Raw genomic sequence first — 14,631 nt, 5'->3', positions numbered from 1 at the left:
CCATTTTCTTGCAGGTGGAGAGGTAAGACGCATAGAGAAGACGCGCCAAAAGCTTAAGTTTTTGATCAAGACGTTTTGCTCTATGGAAAGGGCAACAGTGCTTTTAAAGAGCTTGGGGTGGAGGGGGGAAATTGAAAGAAAAGAGGGACATCTATTTATTTACGAGACCGTTATTTATTTACGAGACCGCTAAGGACAGTTTCTCTCTCTGGATGAAAAAGGTTTTGTGCAATTTGGTTATGGAATTGTGAGAGGTGCTGGTATTCATGCGGCGGCTTGCCAAATAATTAATCCTTATCATTTTGAGGCTTTATCATTTTGGGGGGGCCAGATTGACAACGAGGCATTGAGGCAAAGGGGTAGATTTTAAGGCAAAGAGATTGAAAATTTTTGAGGAAAAGGTAAGCGTAGGGCGTGTACGTCGTGTGCTTGAGGAAGCTTTAGATAAGGGCGATGACTGAGGTTGATCTGGGACTGAGGTTGATCTTGGCCGCGTGTTTGGGCTTTCAATAGAGCACCCTTCCTTGGGAAAAGGAAATTGTGCTATCTCTCAAGTGGACTCTTCTTTACTTGCACACCCTTGGGGCTTTGGTATTGAGGGCTGATGTTAACATTTGGCAGCTTTCTCATAAAAGCTTTATGGAAGATGAAAGTTTTGGCTTTGAAAAAAAATATCGAAAAAATCAATTTGGGCCGGTTTTGTTGATGATTCAAACCGTCATAAAGACAAAGCAACCTCGTTACGATTTTCTTGCACTCGTTTGCTTCTTCTTTGGAAAGCAGCTTATCTTCCTGAAAATAAAAAGAGCACTTAGAATTTTAGAGTCAGAGACCCAAATTTGTGCAATAGAAGAAGATATTTTTATGAAAATTTGATCGAGGAGAAAAGAGAAGCCTTAAGACAGCAGAGGATATATTGTGGGGAATAAAAACATGATGTTTGAAGTTGATGAAAAAAAAAGCACCCCTGATATTGTCTTTATAAAAGATGAGGGATACAAACGCTTGATATTGATGAACCCTCATCCATTGTGAGGACGAAAGCTTCGGTTCATGAAAATGGCTTGAAAATTGAAACAAATGAGGGATAAAAAATGAGGGGCAATGGAAAAAATGTATCATTGGATGAAGAGTTACGGTCTTTTTCGCTGGAAGAAGCGTTTTTGACAAGCAAAAATTATAAAGTCATCTTTTGCATTGCTTTCATTATTACCGCTTTTAAAGTGGCACTCGTTATATTTTTTGAGTGGGATTTGACAGTGTGGTCGAATTATATCCTGTTCATTTTAACATTAATATTGGGTTTTATATCAATGCTTCTTTTTGTGCTCATTCCTGTTGCCTTTGTGGTCCGCATCATCTTTACGCGTTTGTTGAAAAAAAAGATTGATAAGTTGGATCAAGCACTCTGGAAGCAGAGAAAAACCGCTTCTCAACAAAACAGCGCGTGAAGGGAGGGCAGAAAATGAATACTGGTCTTTATATATTCTCATGCGTTGTAGGAGAGACCTTCTATTCGTGCGATGTTTGAAGGTGATGGAAAAAAATGCACCCCTGATATTGTCTTTATAAAAGATGAGGGATACAAGCGCTTGATATTGATGAACCCTCATTCATTGTGAGGACGAAAGCTTCGGTTCATGAAAATGACTTAGAAATTGAAACAAATGAGGGATAAAAAATGAGGGGCAATGGAAAAAATTCACCATTGGATAAAGAACCACGGTCTTTTGCGCTTGAAGAAGCGTTTCTGACACGCAAAAATTATAAAGTCATCTTTTGTATTGCTTTCATTGTGGCAGCTTTAAGAATGGCTCTTCGCTTCGTACCCATGTTGCTTGGGTGGAAGTTGGCGGAGTGGGAAGGGGATGTCGTGGCAGCTCTCTCGTTAATTATGGAGCTTATATCATGGTTTATTTTTTTGTTCATCCCTGTTGCCTTTGTGGTTCGTATCATTTTCACGGTTCTGTTGAAAGAAAAGATCGATATGTTGGAGCAAGCAATCTGGAAGCGGAGAAAAACCGCTTCTCAACAAAACAGCGCATGAAGGGGCAGGGAAAATGATAGATATTAAAATAATGGATATTGTTGTTGTACTCTCGTGGGGTGTGGGCTTGACGCTTTTCACGCTGCTTTCTGCTGTGGTCATGATGTTTATTTGGGCATTGTATTACTCTACTTTCAAGCGGGTGAGACTGTATTGCCAAGTGACAAAAGAATTAAGCCGCGTGCTTGAACAACCTGTCGCTTTTGAGCCGTCTAGTGGAGCAACGCCGATGATTAAGCCGTTATCTGAGGAAAAAGAGTTTTCTCTTTCTGATGAGGAAATCTTAACGATGGAAAGTGCAACGGCGCTTTTAAAGAGTTTGGGGTGGAAGGTGGAAATTGAGGGAAAAGGGGATCATTTGGCCACCTATTATTTACCAGATCGTGAAGTGCAGTTTCTTTATAATGCTGAGAAGGGGTATCCGCGATTTGATTGTGCAATTGCAGTGGTTTCTGGTATCCATGCGGCGGCTTGCCAAACAATAGACCCTTATAATTCTGGAGGCTTGATTGCTCTTGAATTGAGTTTTGATGTGAAGGGGTTGGAAATTTTTGAAGAAAAGGTAAGCGTTGGATGTTTACGCCGTGTACTCGAGAAAGCTTTAGATGAGGCAATGACTGAGGTTGATCTTGGCAAGATGCTTCACTCTCAATATAGAATCCTGCCTTGGGAAAACAAAACTGTGGTCTCTCGGTTGGCTTCTTATTCCCTGCGTTATCTTGCGGCTCTGGCTTTGATGGGTGATGTTGAAACCTTACACTCTTATCAGAAAAGCTTTATGGAAGGTGAGAAGCTGGGCTTTGAGGCAAGCATCGAAGAGGAGCATCTGGAACGCGCAATGGTGATTGCTCAGGCGGTAGAAAAGACAAAGCAACCCAGTTACGATTTGCTTCAACAGGCGGCAAAGGATTTTTCCATGGAGGTAGAGAGCTATGAATATTTTAGAGCTACAGATCCCAGTTTGTGCAATAGAAGAAGAGATTCTTATGAAAAATTGATCGAGGAAAAAAGAGAAGAATTAAGGCAACAGGGATATTTTGTTTACGAAAAGGACGCGATTTGTGAGGTTGATGGAAAAAACTATCGTCCCGATATTCTTTACATAAAGGATGGGGAGTTAGAATATATGGATGTAGAAATTAGGATTGATGAAAAAATTTATTGAGAAAAATAAAGAGTTTAGATAAGTTAAAAAGAGCTTAAACCTAAAAATAATGCGTAAAAAGCGCGAAGCGTAAAAGCAGAGGGGAACAATGCAGGAGAAAAAAGCAACATTTGAAGAGTCTTTCTTTTCATTTAGAAAATTTATGGTGTCTTCAGTGGAAAGGCGTAAAGGGGTGGGAAGGTGTAAAATAATAGGGTGCCGCTTTTTTATCATGTTTTGTACATGCCTTATCATGATGGCTTTAGAAGTTCCTGCGGGTGCAAAATCTCTGGTACAGCCGTTGCAATGGACAAGATGGGAAGAAATTGGTTCTCTTATTTTTCTCTTACCAGTGTTGATATGGTTTTGTCTTCTCACACCCCTTCCTATTTTGTGGGGGATTTGTCGTTTTAAAGAGCGTAAATTGGAAAAAATAAAGAAAAAACTAAAAGAAAAAATAAAGCAGCAAGAGATTAATCAATGAGGTTATACGCATGAGGGGTGAGATCGCGTTTTTTATTTTGTTTCTGCCGGTTGGATATTTTCTTCTAAATGCAGTTACAGTTTTTGCCATTTTTGTGAATATGATTATTGTGGTGCCTTATTATTCTTTAATCAAGCGTTTGAGGCTCTATTACAGAGTGAAAAAACAAAGACGTTTGATGAAAGAACATCCACAGCGTTTTTGTTTCTTTGAAAAAAGCGGAAAAGAAAAAGAGAGAGTGCCGCAAAACTTAGCACTAGAAACACAGATAAGTTTCTATTCGTTAAAAAAATGGCTCGCTTTTTCACGCAAAGATTATATCCTCCACGCATGCCTCTCTTTCATCATTATGTTTTTCAAAGCTTATGTCTATGTGATTTTCTCTAAAGGGATAGCTGCTAAGGTAGATGAGAGCAGATTTGAATATATTATCATTCTCTTGTTTTTCTGGTTTTTTTTATCGGTATGTATTTTTGCAACGATCCCTGTTGTTGTGATCCTTCGTGAAATTTTAACTCATCGGTTGAAAAAGAAAATTCAGCAATTGGAAGAAGTGACTGAAGCAACCCAATCAATCAATTTATAAAGGGAAGGGGATAAAATGCATTACGAAATAGCGGCATTTTGGACGGTGATTTTGATCATTCTGCTGGGGGGTGTTTTTGATTTTTTCTTAACAATACCCATTGTGGCACTGTATATTTCTTTTATCAAGCGTTTGATCTCGTATTACAAGGTTACCAAACAATTAAACGCAGCGCTGAAAAAGCGCATGTAGTGCTCGTGTCATGGGGGAGGCGTAAGTTTTAGATCATGCCATTGCTTCACGGCTTGGGAGGAGGGCATCGATTGTTTTTCTCATTTTACGCTGATCTCTGGGGGAAAAGGGCTGTTGGCAATGAATAGGCTGATGATAGGTTTGTAATAGGCTTGTATAGGCTTTAATGGGGCGGTTTATCGGAAGTTTGCTTGTTTTCTGTGAATTTGCAAAATCGTAAAAACGTGGAACTGTAAAGGCGCAGATGTGTGGTTGGTGAAAAGCTGTGAGGGTTTTGAGGTGGTTGGGGTAAAGAGGGTGCCAATGGAGGGGCTGGATTGTGAAATGCGTCAAAATTGGAATGGAGGAATGGAGGGCGCGCTGGTGTCATGGGGGAGGCGTAAGTTTTAGATCATGCCATTGCTTCACGGCTTGGGAGGAGGGCATCGATTGTTTTTCTCATTTTACGCTGATCTCTGGGGGAAAAGGGCTGTTGGCAATGAATAGGCTGATGATAGGTTTGTAATAGGCTTGTATAGGCTTTAATGGGGCGGTTTATCGGCAGTTTTGTTGTTTTCTGTGAATTTGCAAAATCGTAAAAACGTGTAACTGTAATAGGGTGTGTGGTTGGTCAAGGGCTGTGATGGTTGTGAGAGGGGGATAAGCCCGTGTGAGAAGGGTTAGAAAAACGTTTGGTTTTGGAGCTGTTGATATAGGCATGCTGTTTAGAGGCGTAAGGGAGGGGATTGTTCGTTCTCAAAGCCTATGATGTAAGAGAGTATGGGCTATTCAAGAGGGTGTTCGGGTATGGATAGAGATTGAAGGGGCACTGCTTCTTTGCAAAGCAGAGGTATTGATCATAAGTTTTGTTTATTCATATGTTTTTTTATGGCATCCAGTACCTGTTGGCTTATCTCCTTATGGGTCAGCCATCGTAAACCTTTGGGCGTTGTTTTTTGTCCTAATTGAATGGGGATAAAATCAACCTTGTTTTTGCGCGCGCACTCGAGGATCATTTGATCATGCATGTTGGAACCAAAAATATGAAGAATACATGGCGGTTTAGGCAAAAGAGCCAACTGCTCAATTAATGCGCAAGAAAATGCATAGGCGGGCGAATGAATCCATAATATGCAATATTTTAGATCATGCCATTGCTTCACAGCTTCTAAAAATTGCGCCTTTGATGCCGCACAATCATAATCCAACGACACACACAACTGTTTGTTGTGCAATGCCTCAAGCTGGACTTTATGGGAAAGAAAGCGTGCAGCAATAATCACTTCTTGCGGCTTTAGTGATTGATACAAAGGGGCAAGCATCCCTGTGCCCCCTACCACTAAATAACGATAGTGCGCATCCTTTTTTTTCATGCCCCCTCCCTTATTACTTTAAATCCCACCTCTTTGCTTTAAAAATGTGTACATTTCATCAGCAAGTCTTTCACAACGTGTTTGTACCTCTTCACTTGTAACTTTCCAAGTACGACCTTCATCATCTGAGGAAAAATCTTCGTTGGAAGAGGCGATTTGACATTGGAGTGTATAACCATAAAGCGTGTGCACCACCGGAACTAAATGCTCACACGGTTGTGCGCATTTTTTGGCCGTACTCCCATGAGAGATAAGCCCAACAGGTTTATTTAAAAAGGCATTATAGCTCAAATTATCAAGAGCATTTTTTTAAAACACCCGAATAAGACCCTTGATAAACGGGGCTTGCTAGAATAACGCCATCAGCCGCTGCAATAGTTTTTACAAACTCACGGACCGCAGCACTTGGATTAGCCTCTACCCGCTGATGATAATCGGGATCTGTCATCGGCAAGGGCTGTTCACGCAAATCAACCCACTGAAGTGATGCACCCCGCTTTATGAGGCAATCCGCTAAATAATTGGCTAAAGTTCTTGTTAAGGAAGGTTGACGCACAGACCCCAAAATAATTGCTATATTCAACAGGATTCTCCTTTATCTTTTCCCCACAAGCCTATAACGCAAGGCTTATAAAGAAGTGTGAGTAAAATGGCGCGTATCAATGCTGTTTATAAAGAGCAATTGTGCTGATATCGCATAGTTATAGAATCAATCCATGCTAACAAGATTGTTGACAAAACAACACCTCAAATTTGCAAGGGAATGTTAGTGCTTTCATTAATATTAAAATGCTTGATCTCAAGAATTGCGGCTGTCTCTCTGTCTTAGAAGCGCTTTTATGAATATATTCTAAGCTATTGGCTTGCAAGATCCCCAACGAAAAATGGAATATATCGTCATATTTTGATTTATAATGATCATTGATCCTTTTTAATTGGAATAAGAAAGTTGTAAGATTTTCTCATTTCAAATGCTCTTATTGCGCGATCATTTGCAAATCAATGGAAGTTCCTTTTTTCATGTCTTAAGTGGGGGGTCCGAAAACAATTGAGAAAAGAATAAAAATGCTTCTGTCTTTTCAAGGAATAAAGGCTATCGTAGAAGCTAGATAGGGCTGTTTTTGCGGCAGGGGTGGGGTTGTTGCAGGGAGCCTTAGGCTAATGGGGTTGTCCGTGTTGAGGAACGAGTTATGGCGTAGCTTGTTGCAAGGGAGGGTAAGGCTATTGTAGAGGCCGCAGGGGGCGTATATGAATGGTGCCGGATTACATTTTTTATTGAAACAATGGTGGTGATAGAGTTTATAGTAAGGGGATATATTCATGGGAGCGCTATTGTTATCCCCTTCATGGGGGCTGTTCATGAAATGGGGGTGATGCGCGTTGGTTTGCAAGTGTTGAGAGATTTCTTTAAAACAAGCACGTGAATTGGCAAAACTATTGGCAACATGAATATGCAATACGAGTATTTTCTGGGGTGTTCTGTTTGACGATAATGGATGCAATTGTGCTTTGAGAGATTATGCGTGTCGTTATAAAGTTAGGGACAAACAGTTGCATAAAAGGGAAGAGCAAATGAAGGGGGAAAATTCCACATTTTATAACAAACGGTGCTCTCTTTTTTTGGAAAATCATTTCGTTCTTATAAAGATCATATGATTATTTGTCTTATTTCTATCCTTATTGGGATAGGTTATAAAGCTCTTTTGATCCCATTAGAAGTCAAGTGGCCGTTGAGTGTATCACAGGATAGCACTCTTTTGGCGCTTTTTGTGCTGCGTGAAGTTATCATGGTGGTTGTTGTTGCCTTGATGCCTGTTTTATTGGTGCTTTATCTCATCTTAATGTATTTGTTGAAAAAAAAGATTCAGCAGTTAGAAGAGGTTATCCAGCAACGGGGTCACACAACCGATCAACAAAATAATCCGGTAAAAAACAATAGAGAAAAAATAAGCAGTTTTTTTATTGTATACTTTTGGTTGATATTTCTGCTAGAGGCCTTTTTTCCTGCGGGTGTTGTCATGCTCATTTTAGAATTTTACTATTTTGTTTTCAAGCAGGTGAGAACGTATCGTAAAGTGAGACGGGCATTAAAACGCGTAAGATAAAGAGAGTGACAAGGCGCTTTTGTAGCTATCGTGAGGGGGAAGAGGCAATGTTTGGAAGCTCGTGACACAAGAAAGAGGGGATGGTTGAAGAATCATTAGACAAAGAGGAGAGCCTATTTTCGTTTGTAATGAGGAGGATGCTCTTAATCATTGGGAAGAGTAACCGCGCTTTTAGAAAGTTGGGGGTTTTTGTTGAAAACAAGGGAAGCGCCATGCATCGCACTTTTCGTGGTTCTTAAAAGAGCGGGCATGAGATAAAGAAATGCGTTTTTCATAAAAAAAGGAAGAGCAATGAAGGGGAAAAATTCAGCATTTTATAATGGACTGCGCCATTTTTTCGAGAAAGATTATTTTTCTGTGCGAGAGCATGTTGTCATTTGTTTTCTCTCTCTCATTATTGAGCTATGGAACAGGATTTTCTTTCTTGAGCTATGGAACAGGATTCTCTCTCTCTCATCCTTGGATAGCAAAGAGTACAGCATTTTTTTCTCTTGAGTTGTGGAACAAGATTTTCTTTCTCCTATCCTTGGGTAGCAATGGGGAACGGACAGGGTGGTGGGATACACCTCTTTTTCTCTCTCTGTATGCGTTTTGGAAAGTTATTATAGTGTGTGTTTGGGTCTTGTTTCCAGTTCTGTACATACTCTTCATAACATTGTGGCTTTTGTTGAGAAAAAATACTCAAAAATTGAAAGAAATAAACCAGCAACGGGGTAAAATAACCGATCAAAAGGATTGGTATAAAAAAGGCGATAGAGAAAAATGGAGTGATATTCTTGTTACAATATTCGGTCTCGTGCTTCTGTTCGTGACACTGTGGGTTGCTTGTATTCCTATGATGATTTTACAACTTTATTATGGTGTCTTTAAGCAGGTGAGAACGTATTGCTGCTTAAGAAAAGAACTGAAAAACGTCTTGCAAGAACAGGATACAGCGTTTGAGAAGTCATGAGAGGGAAAAAATAATGAAGAAATTATGAGAGATTCAGCCTTTATAGGGATTGCTCTCTATACCATTTTGCCTCTGATATTTTTTGGTGCTCTTTCATGAGGTGTCCGTAAACCTTGCTCTAAGGAGCAGTGTTGAGGGTGGCATTGAGTGAAAGAAAAGCCGATTATGGATTAGTATTGATTTAAGGGAATAAGAGCCCTTGGGGTTTAGAGCCTAGAGTGAGTGCTTGGGACTTACTTTATCGTTTGAGGCGTGAGGAAGGAACGGTTTTGCTTGTAGGGGTGCGCGGTATATGGGTTGTTTTCGTATTTTTAGGAGCCTTGTTCATTCAAGCTTTGAAATGAATCCTATTGAAGTGGGGTTGCAGGGTGATTTTCTTGAAAATAAGAGAATTTTTGGGAAGAAAAAGCTGAATTGTGACTATTGTTTATAGATTGGTACGGTTTGAAAATCTTTATTGTTTGCAATGTGAGGAAGGTAAGAGGGTGGCAAGGTAGCAGGAATATTATAATTTTTATTATGACGCAAACCATAATGGTCTGTGTACTTTTCTTTATTCCGGTGGTATTTGGGTTTTGCATCATCATAATGCGTAAATTGGAAAAAAATCCAGAAACGAGAAGAGGCAATCTCTGTGTGATAGCAAATAGCTCTCTGTCGCACGGGTCTTTTCAAAGAGTGAGAGGGGAATACATGAAGGAGCAAAATTGGGCATCAGAGCAAGAAACGCATAAAGGAGCGCATTCTTTTTCGCTCCAGCACGTGTTGCTCTCAGCAAAGGATTATAAAATTATCTTTGCTATTGCGGTTCTCATTATCATGTGGAAAATGGTTCTAGAAATACCAGGTGTATTGAATTGGCAGCTGACAGGGTGGCAATATGTTGTGCATGCCGTTCTCTTTAAAACAACGGACATCATAACGGTTTGTGTTATTATTTTTATTCCGGTTATGTTACGGCTTCGCACCAAAGTGACGGGTGAGTTGCGAAAAAATATTCAGAAACTAGAAGAAGCAATCTCTGTGCGAGAGCACATAAGCTCTCTGTCGCACGGGCTTTTTTAAAGACTGAGAGGGGAAAAATGAACAGTGATCCTATAGTCGTATTTTTATTAGATCCCGGATTCTGGGTGATGATTGTTATTTGCATGATCATTATCATGCTTATTTTAGCTCTTTATACCTCTGTCTTCAAACGGATGAAAATGAATTTCCAAGTGAAAGGCGAGCTGGAAAGAGTGCTTAAAGAAAATGATCTTGCAACGCAGCAGTTTTGGAAAGATGAAGCTGTGGTGCAGAAGAGGCGTTTGCAACTAAAGGAAAAAGAGTTCTCTGCCGATTATGATGATGATGAAATTCTCACGATAGAAAGTGCAACAGGGCTTTTAAAAAGCTTGGGATGGTCGGTGGAAATCGAGGGAAAGGGAGATTATTTGGCAACCCTCTTTTTACCAGATCGTGAAGTGCAGTTTCTCTATAACGAGAAACGAGTGGAAGAATTTTCGCCTTTTGATCGCGGACTTTTAATTATGAGCGGTATTTTTGCGGCGGCTTGTCAGACGATTAATCCTCATAATTCTGGGGTTGTGCCAACGGTATTTATGAATTTTGTACCCAATGGATTGGAAATTTTTGAAGAAAAAGTGAGCGTCCAGCTTTTAAAGAAAGCACTCGATAAAACTTTAAAATGGACAATGGAAGATGATTCTTTGCATGAAATGTTTCGCTCTCAATATGGTATTCCCCCTTGGGAAAAAGACTCTTTATCTTGGGCAACGAATGATGACATAGAGCTTGCACCTTATGCTTTGCTGCATCTTGCTGCTCTTGCCTTACTTGGCGATGTTGAGACTTTAGCTTCTTATGACGAAAGTTTTACGGCAGGGGAGAAGCTTGGCTTTGATGAAACCATTGAAAAAGTCCATTTGGAACGCGCGATGGTGATCGCTCAAGAAGTGAAAAGGGAAGGAAAGTTCAGTTACGATCTACTGGAACGGGTTGCTGAGAAGTGGTCCATAGCCATGGACTATCAGCTTTTCAGAGTGAGATCCCCTAATACGTGTAATCAAAAACGTGCTTTTCATAAAAAATTAGTCGAGGAGAAAAAACAAGAATTAAGGGAACAAGGATTTGATGTGAGTGATGAACAGTTCGTGTTTGAAGCAGAGGGGGTAAAACATGCTCCTGATATTACTTATATTAAAGATGGTGAACCTGCATTTATGGATATAAAAATTGATTAGTGTTGTACTCTCCTGTTGAAGGAAAGCACTCTTATTTAAAAGATGTGAAAGCGCCATGATTGAGACGCTTTCACATCTTTCTTACCAGAGCCAAATAAAGGGCTCAAAAAATCAAGAATAATAGCCAAGATTTTAAAAAATAGACTGGAAATGGCTTGATCCTCAAGAATAGGGGGAAAAATCAATTATAAATTCTACTCTCTTCTTTAAGACTGTTCTGTTGTTTTGTTAGAAAATGCTCATAAATTATCGCTTATTCAAGTGCCTTATTCAAGCGGTATGAGGGAAAGGTCCATTGACTAAAGCGCTATGGGGGGAGCTTTAAGGGTTAGAGCCTTTGTCATTTGAGGGGAGAGGAAGGCAAAAATGGCATTTTTGAGCAGTGTTAGGGTCTTTTTCCTTTGAGGTGTTTTTTGTCTTTAAGAAGTTCTTGCCAATGAAGCAGCGCTTGTTAAGCTGCAACAACGTTTCAGTATGGTGATCTTGATACAAAAATTTATATGGTATTTTTGTGTTTTTCAGTCTGCTTCATGGAGATCTGTAAGCCAATCCGATGATGTAGGGGATGCATGGTCATTTTCTTGAAAACAGAGGAATTTTTGGGAAGAACAAGAAGAATAAAAGGAATTGCGGCTTCTCATTGATTAAAGCGCTATGGGGGGAGCTTTAAGGGTTAGAGCCTATGGGGGAGCTTTAAGGGTTAGAGACTTTGTCATTTGAGGGGAGAGGAAGGCAAAAAATGGCATTTTTGAAGGCAGTGATATTTGGCCAATAAAAATAAAAACACAATAAAAATTAAACTAAAAAAGGCCCCATTTAAAAAGGGCCTTTTTATTTAAGTTTTACAATATATACAAAATGTATATAACTTTACTTTAAGAACTTTTTGTATCTTATACTCTAGTAGAAACAAGTTGTATGAAATATATAATAATTGATCCTAAAAAACTAGCTATTGCATTCAATAAACTTTTTCCTTTCTCGTATATATCGTTTATTGATGCTTGTTCTGATGCGCTTCTATTACTGACTCTCAGTATATTCAATGTATCCGATGTGTCCCTTACTTGTTTAACAAACTGTAAATTTGTTTTCTCAATAGTATAAGGTGCAACAATAGGAGAGGGCTGTTTATTGACTATACGATCAGATTTTTGAATCGCGAGAGCTAAACCACTTGTGATAGCCCCCGCTATGAAAAAATATCTGATATTCATAGTTTTTCTCCTATATTTATTTCGATAAATAAATATCGATACGTATCATATATAAATTCGATTTAAATAACTATAGTAAAAATACAACAATCACAAAAAAGAATAAACTTTGTCTACATTTTGACAAAATTTACCCTTAATTGCCTTAATGAATTCTTTTAGATTCGATTTTATGAAGGCGTAAAAAGGTTTGAAAGCTCTGTAGGCAAGTGGAATCCCATAAGATGGGTGATACGGCAGTCGCTAGAAAACTTCCTTTTGTGCCTTTGACCAAGGATTCATAAAAATGAGGGTTCATAAAAATGAGATGCGATGAAAATTGAGTAAAACCTTTGAAGGGAAGGATTTACTCTATTGAAGGCGGAGTGAATCCTCTTATGGATTGGATACTGCCTTATGAGGGTTCGGCGGTATCCGTTGAGGGGAAGGATGCACTCTTTTGAGGGCTAGAGTGCATCCTCTCATGGATTGGATACTGCCTTATGAGGGTTTGGCAGTTTCCGTTGAGGGGAAGGATGCACTCTTTTTGAGGGCTAGAGTGCATCCTCTCATGGATTGGATACTGCCTTATGAGGGTTTGGCAGTTTCCGTTGAGGGGAAGGATGCACTCTTTTGAGGGCTAGAGTGCATCCTCTCATGGATTGGATACTGCCTTATGAGGGTTTGGCAGTTTCCGTTGAGGGGAAGGATGCACTCTTTTTGAGGGCTAGAGTGCATCCTCTCATGGATTGGATACTGCCTATGAGGGTTTGGCAGTTTCCGTTGAGGGGAAGGATGCACTCTTTTGAGGGCTAGAGTGCATCCTCTCATGGATTGGATACTGCCTTTATGAGGGTTCGGCGGTATCCGTTGAGGGGAAGGATGCACTCTTTTGAAGGCGGAGTGCATCCTCTCATGGATTGGATACTGCCTTATGAGGGTTTGGCAGTTTCCGTTGAGGGGAAGGATGCACTCTTTTTGAGGGCTAGAGTGCATCCTCTCATGGATTGGATACTGCCTTATGAGGGTTTGGCAGTTTCCGTTGAGGGGAAGGATGCACTCTTTTGAAGGCGGAGTGCATCCTCTTATGGATTGGATACTGCCTTATGAGGGTTTGGCGGTTTCCGTTGAGGGGAAGGATGCACTCTTTTTGAGGGCTAGAGTGCATCCTCTTATGGATTGGATACTGCTTTATGAGGGTTCGGCGGTATCCGTTGAGGGGAAGGATGCACTCTTTTTGAGGGCTAGAGTGCATCCTTTTATGGATTGGATACTGCTTTATGAGGGTTCGGCGGTATCCGTTGAGGGGAAGGATGCACTCTTTTGAGGGCTAGAGTGCATCCTTTTATGGATTGGATACTGCTTTATGAGGGTTCGGCGGTATCCGTTGAGGGGAAGGGTGCACTCTTTTTGAGGGCTAGAGTGCATCCTCTTATGGATTGGATACTGCCTTTATGAGGGTTCGGCAGTTTCCGTTGAGGGGAAGGATGCACTCTTTAAGGGCTGGAGTGCATCCTTTCCATGGATTGAATGCACTCTTTGGAGGCTAAAGTGCATCCATAGGGAAAGGCATATTCCATAAGAAACAGAGATAACCAAAAGATTTGTTTTTATATTTTTATTGATAGGTTGCTGTATTTGCGAGGGCTATTCATTCTTTATTCTCAATATTTAAGATGATTATGTGATAAGGGTTGTTCGTCAATACAATCGTAAAAGACGCTGAGCATTTTTATAAAAATTAAGATATTTTTGTGCCTTTTTCTTGTTTTTTTTGTGTTTACACAAGATATGCACGGCTTTTCAACAGTTTGTTTTTTTAGCTTTGCTAATGGCGTTGGCTAAACACTTCAATTGTTTTAACTGCTTCAATACCGCCTTAAAAAAACAGTGCTTTATAATATGACAAAATAAGCTGTATAACTTTTGATTCTTACGCGATGCTAGAAAAAGGGGAATGTTAGGAGAGATGTTGTCTATATTCTTAGCTTATCTCTTAAGGTAGGAAGATTAACATACTTTCCGGATCTATTTTTATTTGGCCGGATCTATTTTTATTTGGTTTGACGGTTAAAGAGCAATAGCTGAATGGAATCACGCTTGCTTCATGTTTTTATCCTCACGCTTTAGATTTTTTCTCATAGAGATTTTGTTTTTAATGGGGGATTTTGTTTTTAATGGGGTTTTACGCGAATCATGTAAAACAGAATGTTCTAAATAGAATATATTTGTGTTGCACATTTACGTACTTGTTTAAAAAACATTATGTTGTCTTATCATCACAATGATGTTGATGAATGGGGATGTTGATGAATGGGGATGTTGATGAA

The 14,631-nt window shown here is 39.8% G+C and carries 21 protein-coding genes and 1 pseudogene; 17 read left to right on the top strand and 5 right to left on the bottom strand.

The window, feature by feature from the left end:
* From ACFILU_RS06865 to ACFILU_RS06830, 8 genes and pseudogenes are all read left to right on the top strand, one after another.
* Nucleotides 1-193, top strand: a pseudogene (locus ACFILU_RS06865) (hypothetical protein); the annotation flags it as partial.
* Between the two features lie 446 nt (nucleotides 194-639).
* The gene (locus ACFILU_RS06860; RefSeq protein ID WP_375675347.1) at nucleotides 640-876 is read left to right on the top strand and encodes a hypothetical protein; all 237 of its coding nucleotides are present in this window, start codon (nucleotides 640-642) and stop codon (nucleotides 874-876) included.
* Nucleotides 877-1,094: 218 nt separating this feature from the next.
* Nucleotides 1,095-1,451 (top strand): hypothetical protein, encoded by a 357-nt coding sequence (locus ACFILU_RS06855; RefSeq protein WP_375675345.1) that lies wholly within the window; start codon nucleotides 1,095-1,097, stop codon nucleotides 1,449-1,451.
* Nucleotides 1,452-1,681: 230 nt separating this feature from the next.
* Nucleotides 1,682-2,047, top strand: coding sequence for a hypothetical protein (locus tag ACFILU_RS06850; RefSeq protein ID WP_375668638.1), 366 nt, complete (start codon nucleotides 1,682-1,684; stop codon nucleotides 2,045-2,047).
* A gap of 13 nt (nucleotides 2,048-2,060) precedes the next feature.
* On the top strand, nucleotides 2,061-3,212 hold the full coding sequence (locus ACFILU_RS06845; RefSeq protein WP_375675344.1) for a DUF6990 domain-containing protein: 1,152 nt from the start codon (nucleotides 2,061-2,063) through the stop codon (nucleotides 3,210-3,212).
* 88 nt (nucleotides 3,213-3,300) lie between these two features.
* Nucleotides 3,301-3,675: a hypothetical protein gene (locus tag ACFILU_RS06840; RefSeq protein ID WP_375675342.1), complete on the top strand. Its 375-nt coding sequence runs from the start codon at nucleotides 3,301-3,303 to the stop codon at nucleotides 3,673-3,675.
* 10 nt (nucleotides 3,676-3,685) lie between these two features.
* Nucleotides 3,686-4,261 carry a hypothetical protein gene (locus tag ACFILU_RS06835; RefSeq protein ID WP_375675341.1) on the top strand — a complete coding sequence of 192 codons (576 nt, stop codon included), beginning with the start codon at nucleotides 3,686-3,688 and terminating at the stop codon, nucleotides 4,259-4,261.
* Nucleotides 4,262-4,772: 511 nt separating this feature from the next.
* Complete coding sequence (locus ACFILU_RS06830) at nucleotides 4,773-4,958, top strand: hypothetical protein (protein ID WP_375675339.1); 186 nt, start codon at nucleotides 4,773-4,775, stop codon at nucleotides 4,956-4,958.
* A gap of 331 nt (nucleotides 4,959-5,289) precedes the next feature.
* Here ACFILU_RS06830 and ACFILU_RS06825 read toward each other — a convergent pair whose 3' ends face one another.
* Genes ACFILU_RS06825 through ACFILU_RS06815 form a run of 3 tightly spaced genes read right to left on the bottom strand, consistent with a single transcriptional unit; the run spans nucleotide 5,290 to nucleotide 6,388 of the window.
* Nucleotides 5,290-5,805 carry a short-chain dehydrogenase gene (locus tag ACFILU_RS06825; protein WP_375670612.1) on the bottom strand — a complete coding sequence of 172 codons (516 nt, stop codon included), beginning with the start codon at nucleotides 5,803-5,805 and terminating at the stop codon, nucleotides 5,290-5,292.
* Between the two features lie 18 nt (nucleotides 5,806-5,823).
* Complete coding sequence (locus ACFILU_RS06820) at nucleotides 5,824-6,096, bottom strand: hypothetical protein (protein ID WP_375675337.1); 273 nt, start codon at nucleotides 6,094-6,096, stop codon at nucleotides 5,824-5,826.
* 4 nt (nucleotides 6,097-6,100) lie between these two features.
* A complete protein-coding gene (locus ACFILU_RS06815; RefSeq protein ID WP_375675335.1) occupies nucleotides 6,101-6,388 on the bottom strand; it encodes an NADPH-dependent FMN reductase in 288 nt (95 codons plus the stop codon).
* Nucleotides 6,389-7,457: 1,069 nt separating this feature from the next.
* Here ACFILU_RS06815 and ACFILU_RS06810 point away from each other — a divergent pair.
* The 3 genes from ACFILU_RS06810 (at nucleotide 7,458) to ACFILU_RS06800 (ending at nucleotide 9,206) form a co-directional block, all read left to right on the top strand.
* The gene (locus tag ACFILU_RS06810) at nucleotides 7,458-7,910 is read left to right on the top strand and encodes a hypothetical protein (RefSeq protein ID WP_375675334.1); all 453 of its coding nucleotides are present in this window, start codon (nucleotides 7,458-7,460) and stop codon (nucleotides 7,908-7,910) included.
* Nucleotides 7,911-8,334: 424 nt separating this feature from the next.
* A complete protein-coding gene (locus ACFILU_RS06805) occupies nucleotides 8,335-8,862 on the top strand; it encodes a hypothetical protein (protein ID WP_375675332.1) in 528 nt (175 codons plus the stop codon).
* Between the two features lie 218 nt (nucleotides 8,863-9,080).
* Nucleotides 9,081-9,206, top strand: coding sequence for a hypothetical protein (locus tag ACFILU_RS06800; protein ID WP_375675330.1), 126 nt, complete (start codon nucleotides 9,081-9,083; stop codon nucleotides 9,204-9,206).
* 76 nt (nucleotides 9,207-9,282) lie between these two features.
* On the opposite strand, the gene ACFILU_RS06795 is transcribed toward ACFILU_RS06800, so the two are convergent.
* Nucleotides 9,283-9,525, bottom strand: a complete 243-nt coding sequence (locus ACFILU_RS06795) for a hypothetical protein (protein WP_375675328.1) — start codon at nucleotides 9,523-9,525, stop codon at nucleotides 9,283-9,285.
* 30 nt (nucleotides 9,526-9,555) lie between these two features.
* On the opposite strand from ACFILU_RS06795, the gene ACFILU_RS06790 reads away from it, so the two are divergent.
* A complete protein-coding gene (locus ACFILU_RS06790; RefSeq protein ID WP_375667244.1) occupies nucleotides 9,556-9,927 on the top strand; it encodes a hypothetical protein in 372 nt (123 codons plus the stop codon).
* Between the two features lie 17 nt (nucleotides 9,928-9,944).
* Nucleotides 9,945-11,105 (top strand): DUF6990 domain-containing protein, encoded by a 1,161-nt coding sequence (locus ACFILU_RS06785; RefSeq protein WP_375675326.1) that lies wholly within the window; start codon nucleotides 9,945-9,947, stop codon nucleotides 11,103-11,105.
* 893 nt (nucleotides 11,106-11,998) lie between these two features.
* Here the strand turns inward: ACFILU_RS06785 and ACFILU_RS06780 are convergent.
* The gene (locus tag ACFILU_RS06780) at nucleotides 11,999-12,322 is read right to left on the bottom strand and encodes a hypothetical protein (RefSeq protein ID WP_273790865.1); all 324 of its coding nucleotides are present in this window, start codon (nucleotides 12,320-12,322) and stop codon (nucleotides 11,999-12,001) included.
* A gap of 463 nt (nucleotides 12,323-12,785) precedes the next feature.
* On the opposite strand from ACFILU_RS06780, the gene ACFILU_RS06775 reads away from it, so the two are divergent.
* From ACFILU_RS06775 to ACFILU_RS06760, 4 genes are all read left to right on the top strand, one after another.
* A complete protein-coding gene (locus tag ACFILU_RS06775; RefSeq protein WP_375675325.1) occupies nucleotides 12,786-12,938 on the top strand; it encodes a hypothetical protein in 153 nt (50 codons plus the stop codon).
* A gap of 20 nt (nucleotides 12,939-12,958) precedes the next feature.
* Nucleotides 12,959-13,117, top strand: a complete 159-nt coding sequence (locus ACFILU_RS06770; RefSeq protein ID WP_375675323.1) for a hypothetical protein — start codon at nucleotides 12,959-12,961, stop codon at nucleotides 13,115-13,117.
* Between the two features lie 66 nt (nucleotides 13,118-13,183).
* Nucleotides 13,184-13,369 (top strand): hypothetical protein, encoded by a 186-nt coding sequence (locus ACFILU_RS06765; RefSeq protein WP_375675322.1) that lies wholly within the window; start codon nucleotides 13,184-13,186, stop codon nucleotides 13,367-13,369.
* Nucleotides 13,356-13,628, top strand: a complete 273-nt coding sequence (locus ACFILU_RS06760) for a hypothetical protein (protein WP_375675320.1) — start codon at nucleotides 13,356-13,358, stop codon at nucleotides 13,626-13,628. Before ACFILU_RS06765 ends, ACFILU_RS06760 begins: the two co-directional genes overlap by 14 nt.
* Nucleotides 13,629-14,631 lie beyond the last annotated feature (1,003 nt).

Origin of the sequence: Bartonella sp. CL100XZDX (assembly GCF_042195375.1) — a bacterium.
Classification (GTDB): domain Bacteria; phylum Pseudomonadota; class Alphaproteobacteria; order Rhizobiales; family Rhizobiaceae; genus Bartonella.
The sequence above is the reverse complement of the archived record's forward strand: the minus strand, read 5'-3'. Positions and strand labels throughout refer to the sequence as shown.

Excerpts from the sequence above, each read along its gene's own strand:
- ACFILU_RS06860 (WP_375675347.1), top strand. The coding sequence starts at position 640 with ATGGAAGATGAAAGTTTTGGCTTTGAAAAAAAATATCGAAAAAATCAA.
- ACFILU_RS06765 (WP_375675322.1), top strand. The coding sequence starts at position 13,184 with ATGCACTCTTTTGAAGGCGGAGTGCATCCTCTCATGGATTGGATACTG.
- ACFILU_RS06770 (WP_375675323.1), top strand. The coding sequence starts at position 12,959 with ATGGATTGGATACTGCCTTATGAGGGTTTGGCAGTTTCCGTTGAGGGG.
- ACFILU_RS06845 (WP_375675344.1), top strand. The coding sequence starts at position 2,061 with ATGATAGATATTAAAATAATGGATATTGTTGTTGTACTCTCGTGGGGT.
- ACFILU_RS06790 (WP_375667244.1), top strand. The coding sequence starts at position 9,556 with ATGAAGGAGCAAAATTGGGCATCAGAGCAAGAAACGCATAAAGGAGCG.
- ACFILU_RS06825 (WP_375670612.1), bottom strand. The coding sequence starts at position 5,805 with ATGAAAAAAAAGGATGCGCACTATCGTTATTTAGTGGTAGGGGGCACA.
- ACFILU_RS06780 (WP_273790865.1), bottom strand. The coding sequence starts at position 12,322 with ATGAATATCAGATATTTTTTCATAGCGGGGGCTATCACAAGTGGTTTA.
- ACFILU_RS06760 (WP_375675320.1), top strand. The coding sequence starts at position 13,356 with ATGCACTCTTTTGAAGGCGGAGTGCATCCTCTTATGGATTGGATACTG.
- ACFILU_RS06775 (WP_375675325.1), top strand. The coding sequence starts at position 12,786 with ATGGATTGGATACTGCCTTATGAGGGTTTGGCAGTTTCCGTTGAGGGG.
- ACFILU_RS06835 (WP_375675341.1), top strand. The coding sequence starts at position 3,686 with ATGAGGGGTGAGATCGCGTTTTTTATTTTGTTTCTGCCGGTTGGATAT.
- ACFILU_RS06785 (WP_375675326.1), top strand. The coding sequence starts at position 9,945 with ATGAACAGTGATCCTATAGTCGTATTTTTATTAGATCCCGGATTCTGG.
- ACFILU_RS06840 (WP_375675342.1), top strand. The coding sequence starts at position 3,301 with ATGCAGGAGAAAAAAGCAACATTTGAAGAGTCTTTCTTTTCATTTAGA.
- ACFILU_RS06855 (WP_375675345.1), top strand. The coding sequence starts at position 1,095 with ATGAGGGGCAATGGAAAAAATGTATCATTGGATGAAGAGTTACGGTCT.
- ACFILU_RS06850 (WP_375668638.1), top strand. The coding sequence starts at position 1,682 with ATGAGGGGCAATGGAAAAAATTCACCATTGGATAAAGAACCACGGTCT.
- ACFILU_RS06810 (WP_375675334.1), top strand. The coding sequence starts at position 7,458 with ATGATTATTTGTCTTATTTCTATCCTTATTGGGATAGGTTATAAAGCT.